The organism is Acetatifactor aquisgranensis (genome assembly GCF_943193215.1).
GTDB classification, from domain to species: Bacteria; Bacillota; Clostridia; order Lachnospirales; family Lachnospiraceae; genus Acetatifactor; species Acetatifactor aquisgranensis.
Genome location: NZ_CALPDH010000011.1, coordinates 66,600 through 92,364 on the forward strand (window position 1 = coordinate 66,600; position 25,765 = coordinate 92,364).

The following is a 25,765-nucleotide window of genomic DNA, read 5'->3' on the forward strand; positions in this document are numbered from 1 at the left end:
CGGTCACTCCACCACGGCCTGTTTCATGTCCGTGATGATCAGGACCTCCCCCAGGTGCTCGAAATCCACCGCAGGTATGATTTCTCCCGATTTGGTCAGATTGTTGGCATCTTTATTGATGGTGCTGATGTACCCAATCAGGATATTGGGCAGATACTTGTCACTGATATTAGATGTGACTACCTTATCTCCCTCCATCACCTTGTCCTGTCCGTCCACCAGCTGGCTGAAAGTGATGCAGCCTTCGGCCATCAGTTTCAGATCGCCTGTCACGGTCATATTGTCCTCTGTGGAAAGCGTCATGGCGCTGACATGGACATTATCCGATATGATAGAGGTCACACGGGCCCAGTTAGGGCCTACAGAGGTAATGCGCCCCACAAGGCCGCCCTCCGCGATGACATTCATGTCCACAGCCAGGCCGTCTTCCTCCCCCTTGTCAATCAGGAAAGAGGAATACCAGTTCCCGGAGTCCCTCCCTATGATTCTGGCTCCCACTTTGTTGTATTCCGCATACTGTCCATCCAGAGCGAACAGTTCCCGGAGCTTGTTCAGTTCATATTTATCCTGCTGGAGCAAAGTATTCTCCTCAATCAGCGCGGCCAGCTCCGCTTTCAGCTGTGCATTCTCATCTAAAAGCGTCCGAATCTGCACCAGCTCCTCGGAACGGTGGGAAAGCCATCCCCCCACTTTCTCGATTCCCTGCTGAAAAGGCACGACTACATACCCAACCACCACGTTAAGCGGCCGATTGAATACATCCGTGCCAAAAGTGACCAGCATCATGAGAGTACAGAGCACCGTTAAAACAAAAAGGAGATATTTACTCGGCAGGGTAAACCGCTCTCCTTTTCTCTTTATGACCGGACTCATTTGCTCATCCCTTCAATCGCGTAGGCTACGGACTTGTAATTGTCGTCCTTGATTATCTTGGAAAGGCCCAGCACCACGCTGGTGACGGGATTCTCAGCCACATTCACTTTCAGCCCAGTCCCCGCGGCCAGCCGGTCCGCCAGATGACTGATCTGGGAAGCGCCTCCTGTGAGATAAATGCCGTGGCGGTAGATATCCGCCGCAAGCTCGGGCGGCGTCCTCTCCAGAATCACTTTCACATTGTCGATGATGGAGGCAAAATGCTCTTCCAGGCACTCCACCACCAGCTTTGTAGGGATTTCCCGCTCTATGGGCAGGCCAGTGACGATGTCTCTGCCGTAGACGATGGCGCCCTTGCCCTCCTGCTCCAGATCCTTTAAGGAAATCTTCACAGACTCGGAAGTCCTGCCGCCGATGATCAGGCTGAACTCTTTCCTGACCGCGGCCCGGATTGCCTCGTCGAACTTCAGGCCTCCTGCCTTGATCAGGCGGCTCAGCACGATGCCGCCCAGAGAAAGAATGGAAATCTCCGTGGTCTCATAGCCCACATTGACTACCAGCACGCCCTGGGAGTTCTTCACATCGATATCCAGCCCCAGGCCGTCCGCCACGGCCTTTTCCACCACCATAATCTTCTTCGCTTTCACATTGGCGTATTTGACCAAATCATAAAACGCCCGCTTTTCCACATCCGTCACGTCAGTGGGCACCGCGATATAGAAATCTGCCGGCTTGCAGTTTCCTTTCTGCAGGTCATTGATGAAATATCGTACTAAAGTCTCCATATTTTTGATATCTGCGATGACGCCGTTGGTCAGAGGATAGGAAATATGGATATTGCCGGGAGCTTTCTCGTACATCTCAAATGCAGAGTTCCCATATGCAAACAGGACCTTCTTGTTCTCGATGGCAATCATGTTCTTCTCTACCATGATACTGTCATCGCCCCTGCTGTAAATTTTGATGTTGTTGGTACCCAAATCGATACCGAATGCGTTGTTTGCCAAAATGACAACCCCTTTCTAATCGTATACAATAGAATCCCCGCTTCGCGAGTCCTCTATCATCATGAATAAGCCTGTCCGGCCTGATGAAAATCATACCGGCTGCTTTTCCGCAGACTGCGGTTCGCAGAACCATGCGTGCTCCTTAAAGCTGACATAGCAGTTGTCGCCGATGACCACATGATCCAGGAGCCGTATGCCCATCCTCTCCCCGGTCTCCCTCACATTGAAGGTGAGCTCTCTGTCGGACGCGCTGGGTGTAGGATCTCCGCTGGGATGATTGTGCACCAGCAGGATGTTCACCGCCCGGCTCTCCAGCGCCGCCAGAAAAATCTCCCTGGGAGAGATCAGCGACATGTTGACGCTGCCCTCCGACAGCTTTCTCTCGCAGATCAGCTGTCCCTTGGCGTCCAGGCAGGCCACCATCACACACTCTGTCTCCCGGTGCCGCAGCTTTTCCATGAAATAAGCCGCCACCTGGCCCGAACTGGTGAAATTCAGCCCCTCTCTGGCCTTTGCCATGCTCATCCGCATGGACAGTTCCGTCAGGCATTTCAGCCGGACTGCCTTTACCTCTCCGATTCCCCTGATGCTCATAAGCTCGTCCAAAGACACATCATAGAGGCCCAAAAGCCCTTCCTTGGGATATCTGGCCAGGCCCATGACCTCCTCTGCCACCTGCAGCACATGATTGTCTTTGGTGCCGGTGCGGAGGATGATTGCCAGCAGCTCTATCTCCGTCAGATTCTCCGGCCCGAACCGCAGGAATCTCTCATAGGGAAGCTCTGCGGCTTTCTTCAGTGCGCTTTTTGTCTTCGTTTTCTCAGCGGAATGCTTTTCTTCCATGTCCGATACGTCTCCTTTCCCTTCTCCGACGCATCAGGCGGCCCATTCCCCCGGCCGCAGGACTATCTGATAAAACGATATACTACCAATGCGATTACGACACCTATGACACTCGCTATGGTTATCTGGATTGTCAGGCCAAAGGTCAGGACAATGAATCCCAGATCGAGCACCACAGGTGAACTCATCCCGAAAGATTGCCCATAGTTCAGAAATGTGCCCGAAAAATAAGTGCCGATGAATCTGCCGATGACGAATCCCACCAGTATCAGTACCAGCAGTACCCAGTTTACTTTCTTCAAGCCGATACCTCTTCCTTCTTTTGTCCGCCGCACCCGCGCTGCATGCACAAATGCGCCCGGCATACAGAAAACACTTTGCCCTGGATGAATCTTCCTGTACGCACGTTTCTATAGTATCACAAAAAACATAAGCTGTACACAAAAATCATAGATTTTATTTTGAGTTTTTTCTACACAAAGCTACAGCTTTAAGCTGTTTTTATCCAGCAATCCCCTGTTTACGAGGGATTGAAGGGATTTTAAAATGCCGAATTTCGCATGCTGCCAGGTCAGGCCGCCCTGAAAATACACAGCATATGGCGGCTTGATGGGCGCATCCGCGGAGAGCTCTATGGAAGATCCGGAGACGAACGCCCCTGCCGCCATGATGACCTGGGAATCATATCCCGGCATATCCCACCCTTCCGGTGTCACATGGCTGTCCACCGGCGCTGCCGCCTGGATGCCCTGGCAGAATGCGATGACAGCTTCCGGTGTGCCGAAAGTCACTGCCTGGATGATGTCATGCCTGCTCTCGCTGCCGTCCGGTACCACGGCATAGCCTAAGCCTTCATACAGGTTCGCCGCGAAAATCGCGCCTTTTAAGGCGGATGCCGTCACTGTAGGAGCCAGGAACAGTCCCTGATAGAAGTCTTTCAGAATCCCCAGTGAGGCTCCTACCTCCTTGCCCAGCCCGGGAGAGGTGAGCCGGTAAGCCGCGTTCTCCACGCACGCTTTCCTACCGGCGATGTATCCCCCGATAGGCGCAAGGCCGCCCCCGGGATTCTTGATGAGGGAGCCTACCACCATGTCTGCCCCCACGTCGCCGGGCTCTGCTGTCTCCACGAATTCCCCGTAGCAGTTGTCCACCATGCAGATCAGGTCAGGCTTGATGCCCTTGACGAAAGCAATCAGCTCCCCGATCTGCCCCACCGAAAAGGTAGGGCGGGTCTGATAGCCTTTGGATCGCTGGATGGTGACCAGGCGGGTGCGCTCGCCTATGGCCGCGCGGATGGCATCATAATCAAAGCTGCCGTCCGCAAGCAGATCCACCTGTCTGTAGCTGATTCCGTATTCTGCCAGGGAGCCTTTGGAGGGGCGGATGCCGATGACTTCCTCCAATGTATCATAGGGCTTCCCCACCGGGGAGAGCAGCTCGTCCCCAGGGCGCAGGTTGCTCATCAGCGCCAGGGCCAGGGCGTGGGTGCCGCAGGTAATCTGGGGGCGGACCAGCGCGTCCTCCGTATGGAATATCTTCGCGTAGACCGCCTCCAGCGTGTCCCTGCCCAGGTCGTTGTAGCCGTAGCCGCTGGTGCCCAGGAGGCAGGCTTCGCTGACCTGGCATTTCTGCATGGCGTTAATGACTTTCAGTTGATTGTATTCCGCGATTTCGTCTATCTGCCGGAACCGCCCTGCCAGCGTTTTCAGGACGGCTTCTCCGTATGCGTATATTTCGCTGTCGATGCCCATATGGGCGTACATGTTCTGTATTTCTTCCATATTATAGACGCTGCATTCAGCAGCCCTCCTTATGCATGTCATATCCTCTCGGAATCTCCAGACCACATATCTCGCTGCTTTCCGGAACTCCTTTGAGTCGGTTCCCCCACTTTTCCAGGTGCCATCCCGACCCAATGCCTGATTCTGCTTCCTGATATTCCGAGAGCCTATTGTCGGTAGTTTCTCGGAATCTCTCGGCTACTTTTTCGTAGCATCCAGGTTTTTTCGCCAGGATTCCGAGGGCATGTTTTCAATATCCTCCTGGAGGTTCCTCCATCAGGAGAAACTTCTCTATTTCCAGCTCGGCCAGCATCTGTTCCACCGTCTTATCCGTATTGTCATATAAATGCCCCTGGTTCTCCGCCATGTGGTCAAGCTTGTCTTTCAGGAACAATGCGCGCTCGGTCAGCTCCACATCTCCCCGCAGGGCGATTCGCTGGCGGATGGTCTCCTTCTCCGCTGTCAGGACGATATAGTACAGCTGCGCGTGATGCGTTACCGTCAACTGCTGCAGCAGTGAAAGCTCGTCCTCCACCACATAATCCACAGCCACGTCCAATCCCCGGGCCAGTGCCCGGCCAGCCGTATCCAGGATGCACTCCCAGTTGAACTTCAGGATTTCCGGCCATTCACAGAAATCGGCAGCCTGGTCGTCCTCAAAAAAGGCTCCTTTGCGGTCTGGCTCCACGAAGCCTGCATGGAAATCATCTCCGTGGATGACATAGACCTGTCTCCGCTTTCCCTCATTTACAAGTTTCCTGGCCCAGGCATTGGTCAGAGTGGTCTTTCCACAGCCGCAGGGGCCGGAAAACACGTAGAGGGACGGCGCGGAAGGCTTGCGGTCCTGTCCGGCAGGCAGAATTCCCCTTGCCTGCAGTTCTTCCAGCATAAATTCCATGATTCTGTCTTCATCGTAGGAAAGCTCGTTTTTGTTTATCCATATAACGTCTTTTTCTCTACGGAACCATGTGAGCTGCCTTTTGGCAAAATGCCGGGTATCCCGCTTGATGGTCTCAGCGGCCTCTTCCAGCGTGGTTTCGCCCTCCAGATAGGCCAGGATTTCCTTGTAGCCAAGCCCCTGCATGGAAATCATGCCCCTGTGGCATCCCACCTCCCGAAGCCGCTCTACTTCTTTCACCAGCCCCTGGCGCAGCATTTCGTCTACACGAAGGTCTATCCTTTCATAGATGCGTTCCCGCAGGTCGTTCAGCACGAAGTAGCAGGCATTGTAGGCGGGTTCTTTTTCACGCTCCCTTTCATTATGGCGCGAGATGGGCTCTCCCGTCAAATGAAAAAATTCTAAAGCCCGGATGACGCGCTTTTGGTTGTTGGGATGGATGGCTTCCGCGGAAGCGGGATCTGTCTCCCGGAGCATGGCATGGAGGTATTCCGGGCCTTTTTCGGCAGCCAGCGCCTCCAGCCGGGCGCGGTATGCTCCGTTTTCCGCCGGGCCGCCCCCGGAAACATCCGATTCACTGGCTTTGGGAGAAAGATTCCTTTCCGCCGAAAGGGCGGACTCTTCACCGGAGCCGAAATCGATATCCCGCAGCAGAGCCTGGACATAGAAGCCCGTCCCGCCGGTCACTATGGGGATGTGGCCCCGCGCATAGATGCCGGAAAGGCACTGCTGGCATTTTTCCTTGAACAGGGCAACGCTGAATTCTTCCCAGGGATCCAGGATGTCTATCATATGATGGGGGACACCCTGCATCTCGGCGGCTGTGATTTTGGCGGAGCCAATGTCCATATGCCGGTAGACCTGCATGGAATCCGCCGAGACGATTTCCCCGCCCACGGCCTTGGCAAGGGCGATGGAAAGCTTCGTCTTCCCTACCGCTGTGGGGCCGGAAAGAATGATTAGTGGCGGTTTTTTGTTATTTTGTCTTTTTATAGACGTTTTTTCATCAAAATTCATTTTGTCCTGATTCATAGAGCCCTCGGTGTGAAACTTAATAAACTCCCTTTTCGGAAAAGTGTTCCTACTGCATAAAATTGAAGTATAATGTATATTCCTGCATATGATTACCGATTTTGCACAATTTGTTGCTGTTGAAATATGATTATACTGTACTTTTAGAAAATTTTATAAATTCATATGGCAATCCTATATCTTCAGAATATTTACAGATTTCTATCCTTTCGTCATCACTCATTTCGTCATAGAAAGGGCGATCTGATACTTTCCAGTATGTTTTAACTTCGTCTATTTTCAACACATCACCCCATGGGGCAGTATATAATTCCCCGACTTTATATTTCCCGATTTCTTTATATACCCTCGTGGTATAGCAATACCCTAGTTTATTTAAATAATTTTGAATTGACTCATATTCATGTTCAGGGAATGATATTTCTTCAATCATACAATAAACCTCCTGACGTAGTCTAACAATTTTTCGTCAATCTGCGCAATGGGTTTGTTGCCCTTTATCTTACTATAAAATGCAAGATTGCCTATTTCTTCTCTGTCTTTTATTTGCCCGGACAATTCTTCCGGGCTGCAATCCGGCAGTGAAATTCCATATAAGCCGCCATATTCGATTCGCTGCCTTTCAGAAAAGTAATCCGGCATCAATAAAAATTTCATTGCGCCGAGATAGCGGATATCCCCTGAAGCAATGCCTAATTCCTCATTGCATTCCCTGACTATGCAGGCCTGCGGGGACTCGCCCTCTTCGATGCAGCCGCCGAAAATCTCATATCTGTTGCGCCACTTGTTCCATCCGAATAAAAAGTCATCTCCGATTTTGACGATTGCAAGGCAATGCGTCAGTAAAGGATTCTGTGAAATCGTGCTTTCATCTATTTTTTCTATTGAAATAAGGGTATTGCCGTTACAATCCCTGCAAATAAAAGATTCATATTCTGTATCCATACATCCCCCATGTCCTATTTTGACAAAATGTATATTTAATTGACAATCCGCTTGAATTTCCGCTCCATCTCGGTCTTCGAGATAGTGACGATGGTGGGCCTGCCGTGGGGGCAGTTGTAGGGATTGTCCAAAGTCAGAAGTTCGTCAATCAGCGCCTCCGCCTCCGGGACGCTTAATTTATTGTTCCCCTTGACGGCAGCCTTGCAGGACATGGAGGCGATTTTCTCCTCAATGACGCGGATGCTGCCGAAACCGGTTCCGTACAAAAGGCTGTCCAGCACCTCCAGGAACATCTCCCGCTCGTCGCAGCCGTAGAGATCCACAGGAACGCTGCGCAGGGCGTACTCGCTGCCGCCGAAGGCCTCTATCTCGAAGCCAAGCGCCGCGAAGGTGTCCAGATGGTTTTTCAGCACAGACTCCTCCTGGCCGGAGAGGCTTACAATCACAGGCGGCATCAGGCCCTGGGACAGCACGTTCTTCTCATGGTAACGCTTCATCAGCCGCTCATAGTTGACCTTCTCGTGGGCGGCGTGCTGGTCAATCATCATCAGCTTGTCTTCGAATTCGATGAGCCAGTAGGTGTCGAAGACCTGACCGATGATGCGGAAGCGGCTGCGGTTTTCCATGGTGAGGATTTTCTCCTCAAAGAGATTCATCTGTTCGCCGCTGTAGGCCTCCTGCAGCGGTGCCTGTTCCGCGGCGTATTTCATCCCGGCCTCCGGCCGCAGACTCTGTTCCGCAGATTGCTTTGCATCTCTCTCCTGTAGCAATGGCTGTTCTTCAGGGCGATTTGCTTCTCCCTCTCGTAGCGATGGCTGTTCTTCGGGGCGACTTGCTTCTCCCTCCCGGAACCATGGTTGTTCTTCTGGGCGATTTGCATTTCCCTCTTGAAACGCTGGTTGTTCTTCTGGTTGATTCATTGCTTCTGTCTTCTGTGCCGGCAATATCTGTTGGGCAGAATGCTCTTCCTCCTCAGACAGTTCCGAAGTCTCCGTGAAAAAAGGCTCTTCCTCCTCTGCCTCTGCCGCCTGTATCTCTTTCGGCATCGGTATATCAGACAAAATCTCCCCTGCGCTCCCCGCCGACTTCCCTGCTACAGCCATTCTCTCTGTATCTCCGGAAACCGGAACCGCCGATGGCATACCACTGTCGTTGTCCGCCCTGCCGTTTCTGACCCGCTCCCAGACCGGATTGTGGATAAATTCCTGTTTCCCCGGTTTCTCCGCCGCATATCGGGTCTCTTCCATCACCCGGTATGCATCGCCGCGCCTGTGTTCAAAAGGCTCCGGCGCAGCCTGCTTTTCCCGGGAACGCCCTTCTGCCTTTTCTTCCCGCTCTGCTTTCCGCGCCTCTTTCAGCTCCCGCTCCGTAGACAGCGTAGCCTGCGGAATCATCTCACGACTCCGCAACGCGCCTTTCACAGCTTCCGTCAGGAAACTGCTGAAACCGATTGCATCGTCAAAGCGCACGTCCATCTTCGTGGGATGTACGTTCACGTCCACCCTCCCGGTATCCATGGTGATATGCAGCACACAGAAAGGAAACTTGTGCTGCATCAGATATTCCTTATACCCCTCCTCAATAGCTCTGGACAACACATTGCTGCGGATGAACCTGCCGTTGATGAAATAAATCTCAAAATTGCGGTTGGAGCGCACCTGCACCGGTTTTCCCAGATAGCCCTCCACTTTCACCCCGTTTTTCTCCGCCTGGATGGGCACCAGCTCATTGGCCGCGTCCCGCCCGTAAATGCGGTAAATGACCTCTTTCAGATCACCGTTGCCGGAGGTATGGAATTTCATCTGGCCGCCCATGACCAGCTTAAAAGAGACATCCGGTCTGGACAGGGCCAGATGCTCCATCAAATCCACGATATATCCGCCCTCCGTGGCAGGCTGCTTCAGGAATTTGCGCCGGACCGGTGTATTGAAAAAAAGGTTCCGCACCAGAAAGGTAGTACCCTCCGGTGCGCCCACTTCCTCAAAGCCTGTCTCCCTTGCGCCCTCCAGCAGAATCCGATTCCCCATGATGCTGCCTGCAGGCGTGGTGATGACCTCCACTTTCGCCACCGCGGCTATGCTGGACAGAGCCTCTCCCCGGAAACCCAGACTGGAAATCCGCATCAAATCCCCCGCGTCCTCTATCTTGCTGGTGGCATGCCGCAGGAAAGCCGTTCTCAGCTGGCTCCCCTCCATGCCGCAGCCGTTGTCCGTCACCCGGATAAACTCGATTCCGCCGTCCTTTGCCTCCACCGTGACGGCGCCGGCCCCCGCGTCGATGGCATTCTCCACCAGCTCCTTCACCACGCTGCTGGGCCGCTCCACCACTTCCCCGGCTGCTATTTTATCGATTGTCTCTGAATCAAGAATGTGTATCTGTGACATATTTTCACCTTATCGCCTTCAGCATCTTATTGCCAGGAACTGGCGGAAAATAACTGATGCAGCTTGTTTGGGAGAAAGCACGGAACTTATTCACAAGCGATGATATTTGCCGCAGCGTCCCTTGAAAACCTTTCCCTCGTGAGTCGGGTCACTTGGCAAGTTATTGCAATGTCAGTATTCTACCAACACCACGCGCCCACGCCCCGGGAAATAAATCTGCAGCCCCATCTTCCAAAGTTCGAAGTAAGGACGGAAAGGATTTTCCTGCTTCGTATCATACATAGACCACTGGAGATAGTGTGACAGCAGATAATCGCAGCTGATATGGTACAGTGCCTCGGACATCAGCGCAATATCCCCGCAGCCCTCTCTGTGCTGCATATAACAGCACCAATCCCTCAAATCTTCCTCTATCTCTGTTGCTTCATTTTCTTCTGTGGCCCAGTTCTGATTGGCTTCTGTTATAAAGTCTTTTCCCGCTTGTCCGGAGAGAATTTCTATTTCGGCATTCTCATCCAGTGGGGCATCTTCCTCAAACTCTTCCACAAAAACACGATTTATATTTTTGATATAGGCTCGTGCGGCATTCTCCGCAGCCTGCCTGTTATCTGTTGAAAATCGGGCAAAGAAATATGCGGCATAAGCCGTCTGTCCATCTGGTAGCTGAACTTCCGCGGTATCTTTGCCTATTTCATCAATTTCCAAAAGTCCCTGCAGCATCTCCAGTCCAGGTTGTCCATATAGGGAAAGAATAGGGCGCAGGCGCTCAAGATTACCGCCACGCAAAGCCTGAAAAAGAAAAGGCGGAACAGCTTCCTTCTCCAAATCATATTCATGTTCTTCAAAAATTTCCATTAGCAAGGGGTCTTGTTGAATGATTTCTGTCCAACCATCGGGAAGATATTTCCTGCATTCCTCTATTGTCATATAAAAATTCTCCTTCACTTATTCCGATTTATGATCTGTTTCTCCCATTATCCCGCAATTCCGAGCGCGTTTCGCAAGTGCGTCCTGCTCACTTTTGAAGCAATACTCTGCATCTTTTTCTGTTGCAGGCAATACCGTATCTCAGGATGGTCTCCAGGCCGTCCTGGCGCAGCTTTTCTTCATAACCTGTTATTTCTATCTGCCGCAGGGCTTCCCTACAGCCCTTTTCTAAGGCTTCATATTGCTTCTTTTCTTTGTTGTCCGGGTATTTTACTTCTATCACGATGCCGATGCCTTTTTCTTCGATTTCCACAAGAATATCGCTGTAACCGTCGCCTGATTCGGCATTGGAGCGGATATACCAGTCTTCCCGGTGGCTCAAAAGTCCCAGGAGGATGCCATGGTAAAAATTTTCTTTCTTGCTTTTGCGCACATTCGTATCCCGTATACTGATTGTTCTGGAGAGATAGGCGTTGAACCGGCTTTCCACCGCTTCAGCATCTCCGTTTGCGAATGCGTCACAGAATGCATCCAACGCAGGTGTATCCCTTCGGGCTTCCTGCTGAAACCATTCCAAAATCTGGTCAACGAAAATTTTCCGTATCTCACGGTTCGGTATGGCCAGATGATAAATTTCACCGTCCTCGCTGCCCCGCTGTGTCAGGTAGCCCGTGGTAAAGAGGATGCTCCAGAGATTGTCGATGGAGGCGTAGAGGTCCCTGTATGTCAGTTCCTGGTTGATTTTTTTCGGAATGGATTCTCCGTCAATCAGCCGCTCCAGCTCCTTTCTGGTACCTGCCTTAGCCAGGTTGATGAAATTTCGGATGATATCATTTCCGCTGGTATTAATCCAGAACGGCTTCGGAGATGCGTTCGAATCCAGTCGCAGCGAATCAATATAATTTATCACATCCCATGGACAATAGACGTCGGCATTGCCGAAACGGTATCCGTCATACCACTCTTTCATCTGATTGAATTTATCACCACATCCGTAATACTCTGCCATGGCCTGGACTTCACTGTCGGTAAAGCCAAACCTCTCACCAGACTGCAGAGTCGTTATCGAAAGAACCTTCAGATTATTCAATCCAGTAAAAATGCTTTCCTTAGAGATGCGTAGGCAGCCTGTCAGCACGGCAAATGCCAGGCTGTGGTTGCCCTTCAATGCCTGGCTGAAAAGACTGCGAATCAGACCCACCATCTGGTCATAATAGTCGAAATATCGTGCCTTATCCAGCGGCACATCATATTCGTCGATTAGAAGAATCGCTTTCTGCCCATAATGCTTATGCAGAAGCCCACAAAGAGTCAGTAAGCTGGAAACAAGCAATTCCTGAGGCATGTCAAACCATTTTTGACCAGAGAAGTCAATCGAGACCAGCTTCTCATAGGAAGCTTTTTCCCGGGCAGTAAGCGCATCGCTGTCCAGCAGGAACTGAAAGCGCATGGCTTCCCTCCCAATAGCGGAACGAAGCATTCCCAGGGCAGTATCGTAATCACTGCCGTCTACATCCTTCAGGGTGACGGAGATGACAGGGTACTTTCCCATATGCTCCCTGCAAAGCTGGAGCTCTTCCCTGATGGCGAGTCCCTCAAAAAGCTGCGGCTCACAGCCATATTCAAAAAAATATTTTAGCATATTCATGTTCAGGGATTTGCCGAACCTTCTGGGGCGCGTAAACAGGTTTATATTTCCCGAACCCTCCATGAGATCTCTTATCAGGGCTGTCTTATCTACATAGTAAAAACCGTTTCTGCGGATATCTTCAAAATTCTCAATGCCGATGGGCAGTCTGGCTCTTGTGTTCACGACGGCTCCTTTCTGGGATAAAATTGCTTCGCAATTAACCGGATTTTATGCTTTCATTTTACTATAATCTTCAGTAGTTCACAAGCATGAATCCTGCTCAAGCCCCCGCGCTTTTTCATCCAGGCAGATTACCCCCGCCACCGGTTCTTCAGCTTATTCTGCAGCCGGTAAAGCACATTCAGGGCATCGATGGGAGCAAGCATGTTCACTTCCACTTCCATCAGCTCTTTCAGCACATCCTCGTCCTTCACAGTGTCGAACAGGGACATCTGGCTCATTTCAATTTCGTCTATCTTTGGCTGTTTCTTCGTCTTCGTATCCTTGACATCCACCGTAATGCTCTGTATCTTCTCAATGATGTCATTGTCCGTCAGCTGTTCTACGATTTCTTTCGCCCTGTCGATTACCATGTCCGGCACACCGGCCAGTTTCGCCACCTGGATGCCGTAGCTTCTGTCCGCCCCGCCCTTGATGATCTTGCGCAGGAACACGATATCGTCCCCGCGCTCCTTGACGGCGATGCAGTAATTGTTCACATTGCTCATCTTCCCTTCCAGCTCCGTCAGTTCATGATAATGGGTGGCAAACAATGTCTTCGCCCCCAGAAGCTTTCGGTTGCTGATATGCTCAATCACTGCCCAGGCGATGCTGAGTCCGTCAAAAGTGGAGGTTCCCCTGCCGATTTCATCCAGAATCAACAGGCTGGATGAGGTAGCGTTCCGCAGGATATTGGCCACCTCGTTCATCTCCACCATGAAAGTAGACTGCCCGCTGGCCAGGTCGTCGGAGGCTCCTACTCTGGTGAAAATCCTGTCCACGATGCCGATGTTGGCGCTCTTTGCGGGCACGAAACACCCCACCTGGGCCATCAGCACAATCAGCGCGGTCTGGCGCATATATGTAGATTTTCCCGCCATGTTGGGACCCGTGATGATACTGATGCAGTGCTTGTTATTGTCCAGGAAAGTATCGTTTGCAATGAACATGTCATTGGTAATCATCTGTTCTACGACAGGGTGTCTTCCGTCCTTGATATCGATGACGCCTTTCTCGTTCAGGATGGGCCGCACATAGCGGTTCCGCTCTGACACCAAAGAAAGGGCGGCGTACACATCCAGCTTCGCTATGGCTTTGGCCGTGGTCTGTATCCTGTCAAGCTCCATGGCGATGGAGTCGCGGATTTTGCAGAACAGGTCATATTCCAGCGTGGTCAGCTTGTCCTCGGCATTTAAGATAGTGTCCTCTAACTCTTTCAGCCTGGGCGTGGTGTACCGCTCCGCGTTGGCCAGGGTCTGCTTGCGGACATAATCCTCCGGCACCAGGTCTTTGTACGAATTCGTCACTTCAAAATAATAGCCGAAGACCTTATTGAATTTGATTCGCAGGTTCTTGATTCCCGTCCGCTCCCTGTCCGTCTCCTCCAGCTGGGCCAGCCACTGCTTTCCGTCCCGCTTCGCGCTGCGCAGCATGTCCACGGTCTCGTCAAAGCCGTCTTTAATCATGCCGCCCTCTCTGATGGTCACAGGCGGGTCATCCTCAATGGAGGCCTGTATCAACTGGAAAATATCCTGCAGTCCGTCCATATGCTCATCGATATCCCGCAGTTCCCCGCAGGAAAAGCCTTTCAGCACAGACTTGATGGCCGGGAGCATCTCCAGCGAATTGCGGAAAGCAATGAAATCTCTGGGATTCGCGGTTCTGTAGGTGACCTTGCTGAGCAGCCGCTCCAGATCGTAGACGGGATTCAGATATTCCCGAATTTCATCTCTGGAGACACTTTCCCCGCAAAGCTCCTCCAGGGCATCCAGACGCTTTTCCATTTCTTCCTTATCAATCAGGGGCTGCTCCAGCATGCTCCGCAGAAGCCGCCCTCCCATGGCCGTTTTCGTCTTGTCCAGCACCCAGAGGAGGGATCCCCTCTTCTGCTTTTCCCGCATGGTCTCCGTCAGTTCCAGATTCCGCCTGGTGGAGCTGTCCAGCAGCATATATTTATTGGTCAGATAGGGATACAGATGGGTAAAATGGGCCAGATCCGTCTTCTGGGTATCGTACAGATACTGTAGCAGCGCTCCCGCCGCCGTCATTCCCGCAGGGAAATCCTCTATCCCTAAACCAATCAAAGTATTTACCTTAAAATGCCGTAGCAGCAGCCTCCGACATCCGTCATCGTCGAACAGATGAGGTTCCAGAGCATTGACGGAGATATGATACTTTCCCCGCAGCCCCTCCACGTCATAGCCGCTGACCAGAAAAGCCTCGTTGCAGATGATTTCCGAGGGCTCGTATTTCATCATCTCATCGTTCAGCTTCTTTAAGTCTTCCACCTCTGTCAGATAATAGTCCCCGGTGGTGACGTCCGCCACGGAAATACCGATTTTCGTAGGGGTATAGGCGATGCACATGAGGAAATTGTTCCTGGATTCCTCCAGGGACTGCATGTTCAGGTTGGTACCCGGAGTCACGATGCGGAGAACCTCCCGCTTTACCAGCCCTTTGGCCAGCTTGGGATCTTCCACCTGCTCACAGATAGCCACTTTATAGCCTTTATTGACCAGTTTGGTCAAATATCCCTCCACCGCATGGTAAGGAACCCCGCACATGGGAGCGCGTTCCTCCAGCCCGCAGGCCTTTCCCGTCAGGGTGAGCTCCAGCTCTTTGGACACCGTCTTGGCATCCTCGAAAAACATTTCATAAAAGTCCCCCAGTCTGTAAAAAAGGATGCAGTCAGCGTACTGCTTCTTGGTCTCCAGATACTGCTGCATCATGGGAGTGAGTTCTTCTACGGGAATTTGTTCGGACATAATTGTCGCTCCTGTTCTTATGCTTTTGTATATCGTCAGTATTTGTTGTACATTAAAACGAATGTACTATGATTTGTACATTCGTTTTTATTTTAGCACAAAATATTGTGTTTGTAAATTATTGTGTTTCGGCATTTTCCATAGGTGGAAGCGTAACCTCATCCTCTGATATCAGCTTCCAGTTGTTTACATCCCGCATATCATCATGTATCGAATACCATGCGGATGGATGGAATGTATTGCCGTTGTTCTCCTCTATACTCCAGTCTTTCGATGAAATGACATACTGATCGTGGGCGCTCTTTTCAGAAGAGTCTATCTCCTTCCCTGTAAAAGGATTTACCGGATTCTCGATGATTCCCTCCATGGCCAGCGTTGGGACATCCCCATTTGTCATAAACTCTTCCGATATCGAAAACTCCCTGCCGTCAAAGTCCTTGACCAGCAGCAGCGGATAAAAGGAGACGATATCTCTTTCTCCAAGCCGTGCCTCGTCTCCGTCAAACAGAACACTTCTTCCATGATCCGCCACCAGAATGATTCTTGTGTTATCATAGACATCATTCTCACGCATATAGTCAAACCATTTTCCCAATTGAATCATGGCAGCCATATTTGTCTGATAATACATCGCATGTACGCCTGTCGTCATCGGCAGCGTCTGTCCGTTTACTGTATACCTGTCCTGATGCTCGCGCTCATATTCCGTATTATCCACTGTTATGGCAGGTAAATACTCCGGTTCCTGTAACATCATAGGGTCATGGGTCAATCCATTCACCATCATTAAGAAGGTATCTATATCATCGTCTACAACATCGGTAATTTCCGGATATGCAGATAACTCATTATAGCATTCCATGAAAGCCTCCCGCAGCCCGTAAGAGGTATACATACCATCGGTTGTCTGTTGTAAATAAACGGTCTTCTGCGCATCTTCCTCCTGATTATATCTGCCGTAATCATATATGGTTTCCTGGAGACAAAGCGGAGCCGTCTTCATAATCCCATAACAGAAAAAGTTTCTCTTGTCATCCTGTATCCATAGGTCTTTTATGGAATCATCCTGAAATTTCCCGCTCAGAACATAGTGCTCTATTTCAGGATAATCATCATAAATCGAAAAATCCGGAATCCACTGATAACCTGCATAAGGCGGATCGCAGACCATCACCTGATAGTCGTTTTGATCGAACAGCACCGGCATTACTTTCAATGCTTCATTCTGCTTTTCGGCCAATGGCTCTTCATCTCTTTTATTCATCTCTACCGGAGTATATTCATATCCTCCAAAAAGAGCCGGCGAACCAAAATTCGTATGTGCGCCAAACGACACAGTGTTGGCATAGTAGGTGAAGCCTTCAAACTGTTCCTTCAGTTCCGGTTTTTCTTCAAACAGATATGGAATGTATTCACCTATCGCCTGGTCCAACATGAGCACTATGACATTTTTCCCTGTTTTGCTCAATGTAAATCTGGGGATTGCCCTATAGTTATCCAAATCCCTGCTTTTTAAACTGCTCACCGCATCATGGATTCCAGCCACATTGACAGACACCATGCAGATAAGAGACAAAACTCCTATGACCAGCACTTCCGAAACCAGCTTTTCTCTGTAACGGTATACTGCGTAAAATACCAGTATCACCGCAATGACTGCCAGCGCGTTCCATAACTGGCTTTCCCCCCTGAATCCTAACTGATTTTCATATTGCAGGCTTCTCGTGAGCAGCCCCAGATCTTTGCCAAAGAACATATAGTTCACTGTAAATACACCCGAAAGAATCCACACAGCCCTGTCAAAATATACTCTCACGGAAGGTTTCGCAAGAAAATAGAACACGCCTGCCCAGATTACAAATATCCCGAACGCAAAGCAAAAGGAACTGACAATGAACCATGACGGATGATAGAAATTCGTGATAACCACGAACTCCAGCGGTGAAGTTTTAATGACGGAAGACGGAATCAGAGCTCCCGTTAAAATAGACAAAAATACTCCCCCCGCGAAAAAAAGAGTTCTATTTCCCGTTTTCAGCGCCTCCCTGCGCTTTACCCTGCTTTTTACGATTCCGAAAATGAGGGGCATCTGTAATAATATGGCACATGCCGTAAAAAATGCCACTTTCCGAAAAGTTGGGGTCGGATACAGGAAAAGTCCATAGATTTCCATCAGAAAACCACTGACTGAAAAGACCGCGTTCAATATTTTCCGTGGATTTTTCAGCTTGTAGAAACAGGTCTTCACCAGCGAGAACACATTATTCAGCGTCCAGTAAAAGACCAGTCCCGCCGGAGAGGCATATAAAAACACCAGAAAAAACAGCGCCATGGCATAGAGCTGTATCTTTGACTTTAACGGGCTTCCTTTTGTGAAAATGACACAGGATACCAGATTTACAATCGTCATGATAATCGGCAGGAGATTCACAGAGATTCCCGCGAGCTGCAGCATTCCGTCCGGCTTGCCAAGATCTGCGATCGGCCCAAAAGAAACACCTTTCAATAGCAAAAGACCGGAGAGGAACCGGTACGCCGCAATAAAGAAAGGAATCTGTAAAAACAGGGAAACCGCACTTCGCAGGACATAGACAGGCCTGTAATGATTCTGCCTGTAATAGGTCTGCAGCATCATTATCCGTTCATCGCCGCTGAACGTCTTTTTGATGTGCTCCACACCTCTTTGCAGCTTTTTTTCTATGAGGCGCTCTTCTTCCTGTATGGCATCAGCACGCATATACAATGGAAGTACAAGAAAATTCATAAAAAGGCTCAGCACAATAATCGATAACCCCGGGTTATCGATTATTTTATAGGCCAGCATATAAATAATCTCAAAAATGAGCTCAAGCGATTTCAGCAATACTGTATCTAAAATTTCCACAAAAGACATGTCAAGCCCCCTTTTTATCCTGTGTCAGCTCATCATACTTATTCAGCAGATATTCCACCGCGCGCTCTGTCCCTTCTCCCTTGTGCTCCCAGGTTTCCTCTCTGGCTTCTCTGCGTCCCTGCGCATACTTCGGATCCTGAATGCATTCATCGATCATTGCCTTTAAAGTATCCAGATTTTCCATTGTCAGCTTCTGGCCGATGCGGGGCAGAGCCGTAAATGTCCAGTACGGCGTTTCCAGCCACCATGCGTCATAAGGGCTGTTGTCAAACTCCGTATCCGCGTAAATGACAGGCTTGTCATATACAAGGGCAAAATCAAAAATAATGCCGGAAAAATCGGATATTAAAATATCGGCACGTTTCAAAACCTCAAAGTTATCATTGTCCCGATTCCACTCTAGCTGGTCTGATGCAGGATATTCCTGCATAATCTTCTCGATTGTCTCTTTTTCGGAAGTAAAGGACTGCGGATGCGGGCGGACGATAATATGATATCCTGTTTTTATAAGCACTTCTATTATCTTTCCTCCATATTTTTGAAAGATTGAACTCTTTCCCCAGGACGGCGCCAGCAGGACGACATGTCCCTCTTTCCCCTCTTTCCGCTCTGCCGCCTGCAGTCTCTTGGCCATTTCATCCATATAGGGAATCCCTATCTTTATCAGGTCTTTTTTGGGAAGCCCCCTGATTTTTTCAAGGTCTCTTACTTCCTGCACCTGATACTCCCCTGAAAGCATCACAGCATCAAAATAATCCACGCCAAACATCCTGTATCCCGAGATATCATTTGCCGCATGCTGCATGTGCACATAATACTGTACGTTTTTGGAGCGTTTCCACTGGTAAACATCCAGTCCCGGCGTCGTTGAAAGGACAATTCCGGCATTCAGAAAATTCATCCTTGCAAACGCTCTGTTATTTTTGCCGATAAACTCTCCTTTTATATGTTCATAGGGATTCTGAAGCGCGGGATCGTCGGGGGATGCCGTCATATAGACCATGTCCACCCCCCTTCTGTCAAATTCCCGGCAGATTGGCTCAAATACGCTCCAATACCTCTTATCGTCCGAAAAAATAACGAACGGCAGTTTATCAGTATTTGTCTCTACCTTCTTACCTCCGCTCAGCAGAAAGCGCAGCTTTACGGCCCAGTTTTTCAGCAGATAGCTCAATGTCCCGATAACGCCGATCAGGATTGCAAAAAGCATGCTTCCCGTCCCTGGATCGATATACAACAATATAATCATTTTCTTTGTCCCTTCCCCCTGCTTTTCCGTACTGCAATTACATATTTTACAACTATCCCGCCAAAACCGCAATTATTTTATTTTACCCGACATATTTTTTCAGATCTTTCATAAAGCTCAGCACGATCAACACGATGACCATTCCTATCGGGAATGCCGCTATAATGCTGACTGACTGCAGATTGTTCATGGAACTGTCCGAAAAGACCAGCGCAATCGGCAGCAGAATCAGCAGGATACACCACATCAGTTTTATCAGTTTGTGGGGCTCCTCGCTCTCCCCAAGTTTATGATAACTGTAACAGGAGCCTATCAGAGCAATGGAGTCGAAGGATGTGGCATAGAACGCTATCATGGTGATCAGCATCAGTACCAGTACGAATGATGCACAGGGCAGTGTGCGAATCATCTCTATAATAATATCATAGAGATCTCCGTCCCGCCCATATATTGTAAGAAAATCCGCGCCTCCCAATACCTGTTTCCCTAGAGAATAATTTCCCAGCACAATAAAACTGATAATCGTGGAACCTGTCCCGAACAGATAACCGCCGAAAATGACCTGGCGTATAGTCCTTCCCTTTGAAATGCTCCCGATGAAAAACGGAGCCGCCACACACCATACCATCCAATATGCCCAGTAAAAAATCGTCCAGTTCTGCGGAAATTCTGTCGTTCGCGCAGGATCCGTAAACGTTGCCAGTTCAAGAAAATTCTGCAGCATTCTTCCCAGCGCGGAAAATCCCGTTTCTATAATATATCTTGTTTCTCCCCCGAACAGCAATACAAAGAGAACCAGTCCGTAAAACAGATAAATACACGACTTCGCCAGGAAGCTGATTCCTCCAATGCCATGCAGCAACGCATAGGTATAGACCAGGCAGGTTATGAGCAGAATAACGATTGTAACTGCCCTGCGGCTCAGGTCCACGTGGAAAAGCTCATTTATTATGCCTGCCATAAGCGGAGTCGCCAGCGAAAACGTTGTTGCGGTACCCGCCAGAAGCGCAAAAACCGCCAGCAGATCGATAACACGTCCTAAAATGCCATCTGTCCGTCTGCCAAGAATCGGCCTGCAGGCCTCCGAATATTTCTGACGCCCCCTTTTCCGCACATGAAGCATAAAGCCGAACGCTGCGGCCAATACCAGATAAAAGCCCCATGGAATGAAACTCCAGTGAAACAAAGGATACACGCTCGCCCAGTCCTGAATGCTTCCGCGCTGCGCGATATACGGATCGGATGCGTACAAAATCCATTCCGAAAAGGAATAGAATAAGATATCTGCCGCCAGGCCAGCCGTGAACATCATGGAGCCCCATGCGAAAAAGGAAAGTTTGGGTTTTTCTCCTTTGTCCCCGAGCACCACATTTCCATAGCGCGAAGCCGCGATAAATAAGGAAAACAAAAATACGCCTAATCCCACTGCCAGATAATAAGTCCCCAATACGTCTCCAAGCATAAACCTTATCTGTCCCAGAATCTCATTCGACTGGTCTGGGGCGAAGAAGAAAAATACACAAAGTACAACAATGATGATAAACGGCACCAGGGTTATCATCCAGTCCACTCGTTTACCTTCACTGCTTTTTTTCGCTTTACTCATCCCTTTTCCCCACAAGCTTCTCATAATCCCGATCCAGCGCCGCCAGTTCTTCCAGATTATCTATTTCCACGACGTCCCCTTTTTCCATTTCATAAATCCCGAGCCGGTATTGTTCCGGATAGCAAAACAGCGCGATATCATCCCAGTAAATCTGCGTATTCTTCTTTTCTTCAAATTCTGTTTCGAGATGCTTCCTCAGCTTTTTCCCATCCTCTTCCGTCCATCTTGAAATGCTGTAAAGCTGCCAGCCCTCTGCTCCTCCGGTCCTGCTGCAGCGCTTCACGATTCCGTTCTCCACCGTAAGCAGCCATTCTTTCGTCTGCCGTGCAGTCCATGTACAATTATATCCTGAACGCTCAAAAGATTTTGACATTACCTCTTTGTTGTATATCATCTGATCCGCATCCAATATGATAGAATCCCCTATATACTCCCTTGCCATGTACAGCGACGAAATATTATTGCATCTGTCATAATAAGGATTTTCAATCAGCACAATGCCGGGATATTCCTTCTCCAGGCAGGAAAATCTCTCTTTCATATATCCCACTACCACATATATTTCATATATTCCATTGGCATGCAATGCCCTGATGCTTGTATCGATCATCCTGCTGCCGTTTACTTTAATCAGCGGCTTCGGTGTCTCCAAAGTGAGCGGCTGCATCCTGTTTCCCATACCTGCCGCCATAATAATCGCATTTTTTACCTCAGACATATTCTGAACTCTCCATTTTTTCTAACTCTTTCCGGGCGATTCGATAATACTCTTTTGCATAACGATATTGGTACAGAGAATATTCTCCGAATTCTTCGCCAAGCTTTCGCTTATATTCGCACCAATTACTCCAAAGCAGGCCGCAGGCGGCAATATAGCAATAAATTTTGATTCGGGTCATATCATCGCATTTTCCCGAAAAGTACAGATCTATCAAATGGTCAATCCGCCCTCTGTCATAGAGAGCATAGATGCAGAACATGGCAATATCCACATGCGGATCCTGCATACCCGCATACTCCCAGTCTATTATCCTGATGTCCTCTTTCCCGTTTTCATCCATGCAGAACAGAAAATTATCAGGCACTGCATCGATATGGGCAAGGACTTTCTTTTCCGCATATTTTTCTGTAAAGGGCCTTAATGACAGAACATTTCTTTTCGTTTCGGTATAGTCTTTATAGGAAGAGATTGTTTTCCCCCAGAGACTTTCATAAAAATCAATCTGTTCCCAGATATTGAATTCATGTGCTGCCTCAAGTCCCAGCTCGTGAAATTCCCGCAGCTTTTTCATGCATTTTCCAATGTCGCTCTCACTGTGGGGATTACAGGCTCTTGCTTCCTCTATATATTCCGTGATTTTGTATCCGTTTTCCGGATTGATATAGATAATCCTGTCACAGATATCCAGATTTTTTATCTTCTCGTAAATATTCGCTTCTTCTGTGCGGTTGATCAAGTAATCCGTCCCTTCCCCCGGTATGCGCATGATATATCTGTTTCCCGCGCATTGAAAAGAAAAGGAACGATTCGTCATTCCCTTTTTCAGAACAGCCATATCTGTTATTTCCTGTTCGCTGACTCCAAGGGCTTCGGCAGCCGCGGAAATGGTATCAGATTTCAAATGTTCCGAAGAACTGTCATATTCCCGAAGCTGCTCATATGTATTAATCTCCAGAATACCGGAGTTTTCCACGATTCTTGGATAGACCATCATACCTTCATTTTGATACAGCGCTTCTTCCCAATAAGAATTATCATATTTTCTGTATCTGCAGAATTCTTCGATACGCTTCCTGAGCTCTGCCGCATCTTTCTCCAAAATATAGCTTATGCCCACCATGGCGTTTCCCGGCTGCGCTGTCCGGGTCTTTACCAGTTCCATTTTCCGGTTTACCCGGACATCGCTTTCTTCTGTCAGAAAATCGCTGATCATGTACCACGAATATAGTTCCTTGCGTCTGAACGGATTCTCCGCACACCACAGATCGGCCGGAAGAATATAAGAATTAGATATATATTTTAAGGCCATTTTTAAAGAATGCAGATTATTCTTGGCCGTATATTCCGAATTGACAATCAGTTTGACTCCAAATTCATCAATCAGGTATTCAAAGCTTTCTTTCATGAACCCAACAACTACATATATGTCGTAAACCCCTGCTGCCTGAAGCTGCCTGATCAGCCGCTCTATCAAACACTCTCCCCTGACCTCCAGCAAAGCTTTTGGAATGTCCATGTTAATCGGCACCATCCTCATTCCAAAACCTGCCGCAAGAATGATTGCATTTCGGGGAGAACGGTTTGTGAATACATTTTTTGCCGCTTCCGTAAAGCGTTTTTCTTCATCCAAATATCCTTTGTCCGTCAGATTTTTGATACAGCGGTTGACAAATCCTAATGAATAACCTGTTTGTTCTGACAAAAAACGTTGGCTTACATAGCTCTCAGCTGACAGCGCAAGCATGATATCCAGTTCCTGTTTGTTCATGTAATTTCTCCAATCACTTTTCGTGAACAGCCCCTTAATAAACTACACCAATGAAGCATATTTGTCAAGAAAAACCAACATGAACCCAGGCTGAACATATTTTTGCAGTCCCTGAAAATCCCCTGGAAAACCACGTACAAGCTTCTCCACAATGTTTATCGCAAATGCGTCCGGATGGTATCTTTGCCATCGTACCTCTTACCTTTCCAGAATCCGCAAATCCCATGAGCCGATTTCCAGACGCTCACCATCCTCTACAGCCGCCTCCGTCAGTAAATCCGCCGCTTCAGCACCCGCATAGGGAACCTGCTGTGTCTCCGGCGAATAATTCAGATAGAATATTACCTCCCGCCCGAGATCATTGATCCCTTTCCGGATGATGACAGGGAATGCCGTCTCCTGCTCTTTCCCCCAAAGTCCTGCCTCTTTTACCACATCGCACAGAATCTCCCGCAGCATCTCGTCGCTGGTCCAGCAGCCAAGATAAGTGGCAGTACCTTTTCCGTAATGATTTCTCGTCACAGCCGCATAGCGTTTCCAATTATAGTGATCATAGGAAGCCAGCACCTGTGCGGTATCCGCCTGCACCAGCTCCATAAAGGTCTGCACCTCATTCTGAGGGCAATGATAACGCTCCGAAGCCAGCTTCACATTCTTCGGCACCGTGAAATGGCTGTAGGAGATTCCCAGGCACTTGTCGATGCCGTGGGGCTGGCAGTCCGCGTAGACTTTCACATTTTCATCGGCAAAGGCGGTCTTGAAAGTGGTGAACAGATGGCCTCCCTTTGCCACGTAATTATCGATTCGCCGCAATAATTCATCCGGCGCCGCGTAGAGCGCAGGCACTACGAGCAGGTCATACGCCTCCAGATGTTCTGCCTCCGGCCACAGGAAATCGCATTCCACATTCATTTTATAAAGCTGATCGTACACATAGCGCAGCACCTCATTGTAGCCGATGCCGTTCCCCCGCCAGCCGCTGATGGGAAACCAGTCCAGCGCCGTCAGCGCCTCATTGCTGACTAAAACGGCCGCTCTGTTATGCTTCTTCAGGTTCACCAGGCGGCTGCCGATCCGCGCGAATTCATTGCCGATTACTTTCGCGGCCCGGTAGGTGTCATTCTCTTTGAAATCATGGCTCAGCAGGCCTTTCCAGTAGGTCTCGAAAGAGTTGTGGATGGAATGCCAGTGCCAGTACTCCACCATGTTCGCGCCGGATGCCACATGGCTGTAGGCCTGGAGGCGCAGCTGGCCGTCATAGGGCAGCCACTGGGGGAATCCCTGGGCCTCCGTCTCCAATACGAAGTAATTATCCCTCTTTAAGGAGCGGGTGCTGTCCCCGCCGAAAGCGATCTCCGCACCGGTCAGATCGTCCTGGGTGGGATGATAGATATCCACCCCCGCCACGGTCAGCGCCTTTGCCGCGTGATAATGATTCACCATGGGCTGTACGCCGAAAGAGCCGTCTTTCCAGCCGAAATCAAAATTATGGGTGATGAACTGATCCTCTCTGGCGTACTCCCGGACAATTTTTCCCTGCCATTCCAGATACTCGTCCACCAGCGTGCGCCTGAACTTCTCAAACTCCGCCCCCAGGCTGGCATTGATGGTGCCCCGCACATCCGGGAAATCCTCCCAGGCATCCACGCGGTTGCTCCAGTAATCCAGCCCGAACTCATGATTCAGGGCATCCAGGTTATCGTTAAATTTTTCACGAAGATATTTCACGAACTGCCTCTGCACATTCTTTCCGGACGTGTCATAATGCTTTGTCTCATTGTCCAGTTGGAAGCCGATCACACATTTCCTGTGGGCGGACACCTCCATCAGCCTGCGGATGACCCGCTCCCCGTAAAAACGGTAGGTCGGGTGCGTGATGTCCATAATCTGCCTTGCGCCGTAGAGGCCTCTGCCGTCTTTCGTCACAGCCATGATATCCGGATAGGACCTCTCCAGCCACGCGGGGATGGCATAGGTAGGCGTACCGATGATGACATTGATGCCTGCCTCCTCCATGGCATCCAGCACCCTTGTCACATGGCTGAAGTCAAATACTCCCTCCTGGGGCTCGCAGGTGCTCCATGTGGACTCCGCGATGCGCACCAGATTGATTCCGGCGGCTTTCATCATCGCCACGTCCTCCTGCAGCCTGTCATAAGGCATGTACTCATCATAATATGCGGCGCCATACAATAATTTGTCCATCTGATTCTCCTTTTCCTAT

At 49.6% G+C, this 25,765-nt stretch carries 18 protein-coding genes and 1 pseudogene; all 19 read right to left on the bottom strand.

The window, feature by feature from the left end; all coding sequences use genetic code 11:
* Positions 1–3: 3 nt before the first annotated feature.
* The gene (gene mreC / locus NFS35_RS11135; RefSeq protein ID WP_251207202.1) at positions 4–873 is read right to left on the bottom strand and encodes a rod shape-determining protein MreC; all 870 of its coding nucleotides are present in this window, start codon (positions 871–873) and stop codon (positions 4–6) included.
* Positions 870–1,880, bottom strand: a complete 1,011-nt coding sequence (gene mreB / locus NFS35_RS11140) for a rod shape-determining protein (protein ID WP_251207203.1) — start codon at positions 1,878–1,880, stop codon at positions 870–872. The genes mreC and mreB overlap by 4 nt, the downstream gene beginning before the upstream one ends.
* A gap of 90 nt (positions 1,881–1,970) precedes the next feature.
* Positions 1,971–2,723: a RadC family protein gene (radC, locus tag NFS35_RS11145; protein WP_251207204.1), complete on the bottom strand. Its 753-nt coding sequence runs from the start codon at positions 2,721–2,723 to the stop codon at positions 1,971–1,973.
* Between the two features lie 62 nt (positions 2,724–2,785).
* Positions 2,786–3,025 (bottom strand): DUF4321 domain-containing protein, encoded by a 240-nt coding sequence (locus NFS35_RS11150; RefSeq protein WP_251207205.1) that lies wholly within the window; start codon positions 3,023–3,025, stop codon positions 2,786–2,788.
* Between the two features lie 180 nt (positions 3,026–3,205).
* On the bottom strand, positions 3,206–4,504 hold the full coding sequence (locus NFS35_RS11155) for a methionine gamma-lyase family protein (protein WP_251207281.1): 1,299 nt from the start codon (positions 4,502–4,504) through the stop codon (positions 3,206–3,208).
* Between the two features lie 250 nt (positions 4,505–4,754).
* The gene (locus tag NFS35_RS29650) at positions 4,755–5,318 is read right to left on the bottom strand and encodes an AAA family ATPase (RefSeq protein WP_251207282.1); all 564 of its coding nucleotides are present in this window, start codon (positions 5,316–5,318) and stop codon (positions 4,755–4,757) included.
* A gap of 39 nt (positions 5,319–5,357) precedes the next feature.
* Positions 5,358–6,419 (bottom strand): annotated as a pseudogene (miaA, locus tag NFS35_RS29655) (tRNA (adenosine(37)-N6)-dimethylallyltransferase MiaA); the annotation flags it as partial.
* A gap of 145 nt (positions 6,420–6,564) precedes the next feature.
* The gene (locus NFS35_RS11170) at positions 6,565–6,867 is read right to left on the bottom strand and encodes a hypothetical protein (RefSeq protein ID WP_251207206.1); all 303 of its coding nucleotides are present in this window, start codon (positions 6,865–6,867) and stop codon (positions 6,565–6,567) included.
* Positions 6,864–7,379 (bottom strand): NUDIX hydrolase, encoded by a 516-nt coding sequence (locus NFS35_RS11175; protein ID WP_251207207.1) that lies wholly within the window; start codon positions 7,377–7,379, stop codon positions 6,864–6,866. Before NFS35_RS11175 ends, NFS35_RS11170 begins: the two co-directional genes overlap by 4 nt.
* A gap of 35 nt (positions 7,380–7,414) precedes the next feature.
* Positions 7,415–9,763: a DNA mismatch repair endonuclease MutL gene (mutL, locus tag NFS35_RS11180; protein WP_251207208.1), complete on the bottom strand. Its 2,349-nt coding sequence runs from the start codon at positions 9,761–9,763 to the stop codon at positions 7,415–7,417.
* Between the two features lie 171 nt (positions 9,764–9,934).
* Positions 9,935–10,690 (bottom strand): hypothetical protein, encoded by a 756-nt coding sequence (locus NFS35_RS11185; RefSeq protein ID WP_251207209.1) that lies wholly within the window; start codon positions 10,688–10,690, stop codon positions 9,935–9,937.
* Positions 10,691–10,778: 88 nt separating this feature from the next.
* Complete coding sequence (locus NFS35_RS11190) at positions 10,779–12,503, bottom strand: AAA family ATPase (RefSeq protein WP_251207210.1); 1,725 nt, start codon at positions 12,501–12,503, stop codon at positions 10,779–10,781.
* A gap of 128 nt (positions 12,504–12,631) precedes the next feature.
* Positions 12,632–15,304 carry a DNA mismatch repair protein MutS gene (mutS, locus tag NFS35_RS11195; protein ID WP_251207211.1) on the bottom strand — a complete coding sequence of 891 codons (2,673 nt, stop codon included), beginning with the start codon at positions 15,302–15,304 and terminating at the stop codon, positions 12,632–12,634.
* A gap of 118 nt (positions 15,305–15,422) precedes the next feature.
* Complete coding sequence (locus NFS35_RS11200) at positions 15,423–18,197, bottom strand: YidC/Oxa1 family membrane protein insertase (RefSeq protein ID WP_251207212.1); 2,775 nt, start codon at positions 18,195–18,197, stop codon at positions 15,423–15,425.
* Position 18,198: 1 nt separating this feature from the next.
* Positions 18,199–19,446: a CDP-glycerol glycerophosphotransferase family protein gene (locus NFS35_RS11205; RefSeq protein ID WP_251207213.1), complete on the bottom strand. Its 1,248-nt coding sequence runs from the start codon at positions 19,444–19,446 to the stop codon at positions 18,199–18,201.
* A gap of 82 nt (positions 19,447–19,528) precedes the next feature.
* The gene (locus NFS35_RS11210; protein WP_251207214.1) at positions 19,529–21,052 is read right to left on the bottom strand and encodes a BCCT family transporter; all 1,524 of its coding nucleotides are present in this window, start codon (positions 21,050–21,052) and stop codon (positions 19,529–19,531) included.
* Positions 21,045–21,770 carry an NTP transferase domain-containing protein gene (locus NFS35_RS11215; RefSeq protein ID WP_251207215.1) on the bottom strand — a complete coding sequence of 242 codons (726 nt, stop codon included), beginning with the start codon at positions 21,768–21,770 and terminating at the stop codon, positions 21,045–21,047. The genes NFS35_RS11210 and NFS35_RS11215 overlap by 8 nt, the downstream gene beginning before the upstream one ends.
* Positions 21,763–23,541 carry a phosphocholine cytidylyltransferase/choline kinase family protein gene (locus NFS35_RS11220; protein WP_251207216.1) on the bottom strand — a complete coding sequence of 593 codons (1,779 nt, stop codon included), beginning with the start codon at positions 23,539–23,541 and terminating at the stop codon, positions 21,763–21,765. The genes NFS35_RS11215 and NFS35_RS11220 overlap by 8 nt, the downstream gene beginning before the upstream one ends.
* A gap of 198 nt (positions 23,542–23,739) precedes the next feature.
* Positions 23,740–25,746, bottom strand: coding sequence for a beta-galactosidase (locus NFS35_RS11225; RefSeq protein ID WP_251207217.1), 2,007 nt, complete (start codon positions 25,744–25,746; stop codon positions 23,740–23,742).
* Positions 25,747–25,765: the final 19 nt, after the last annotated feature.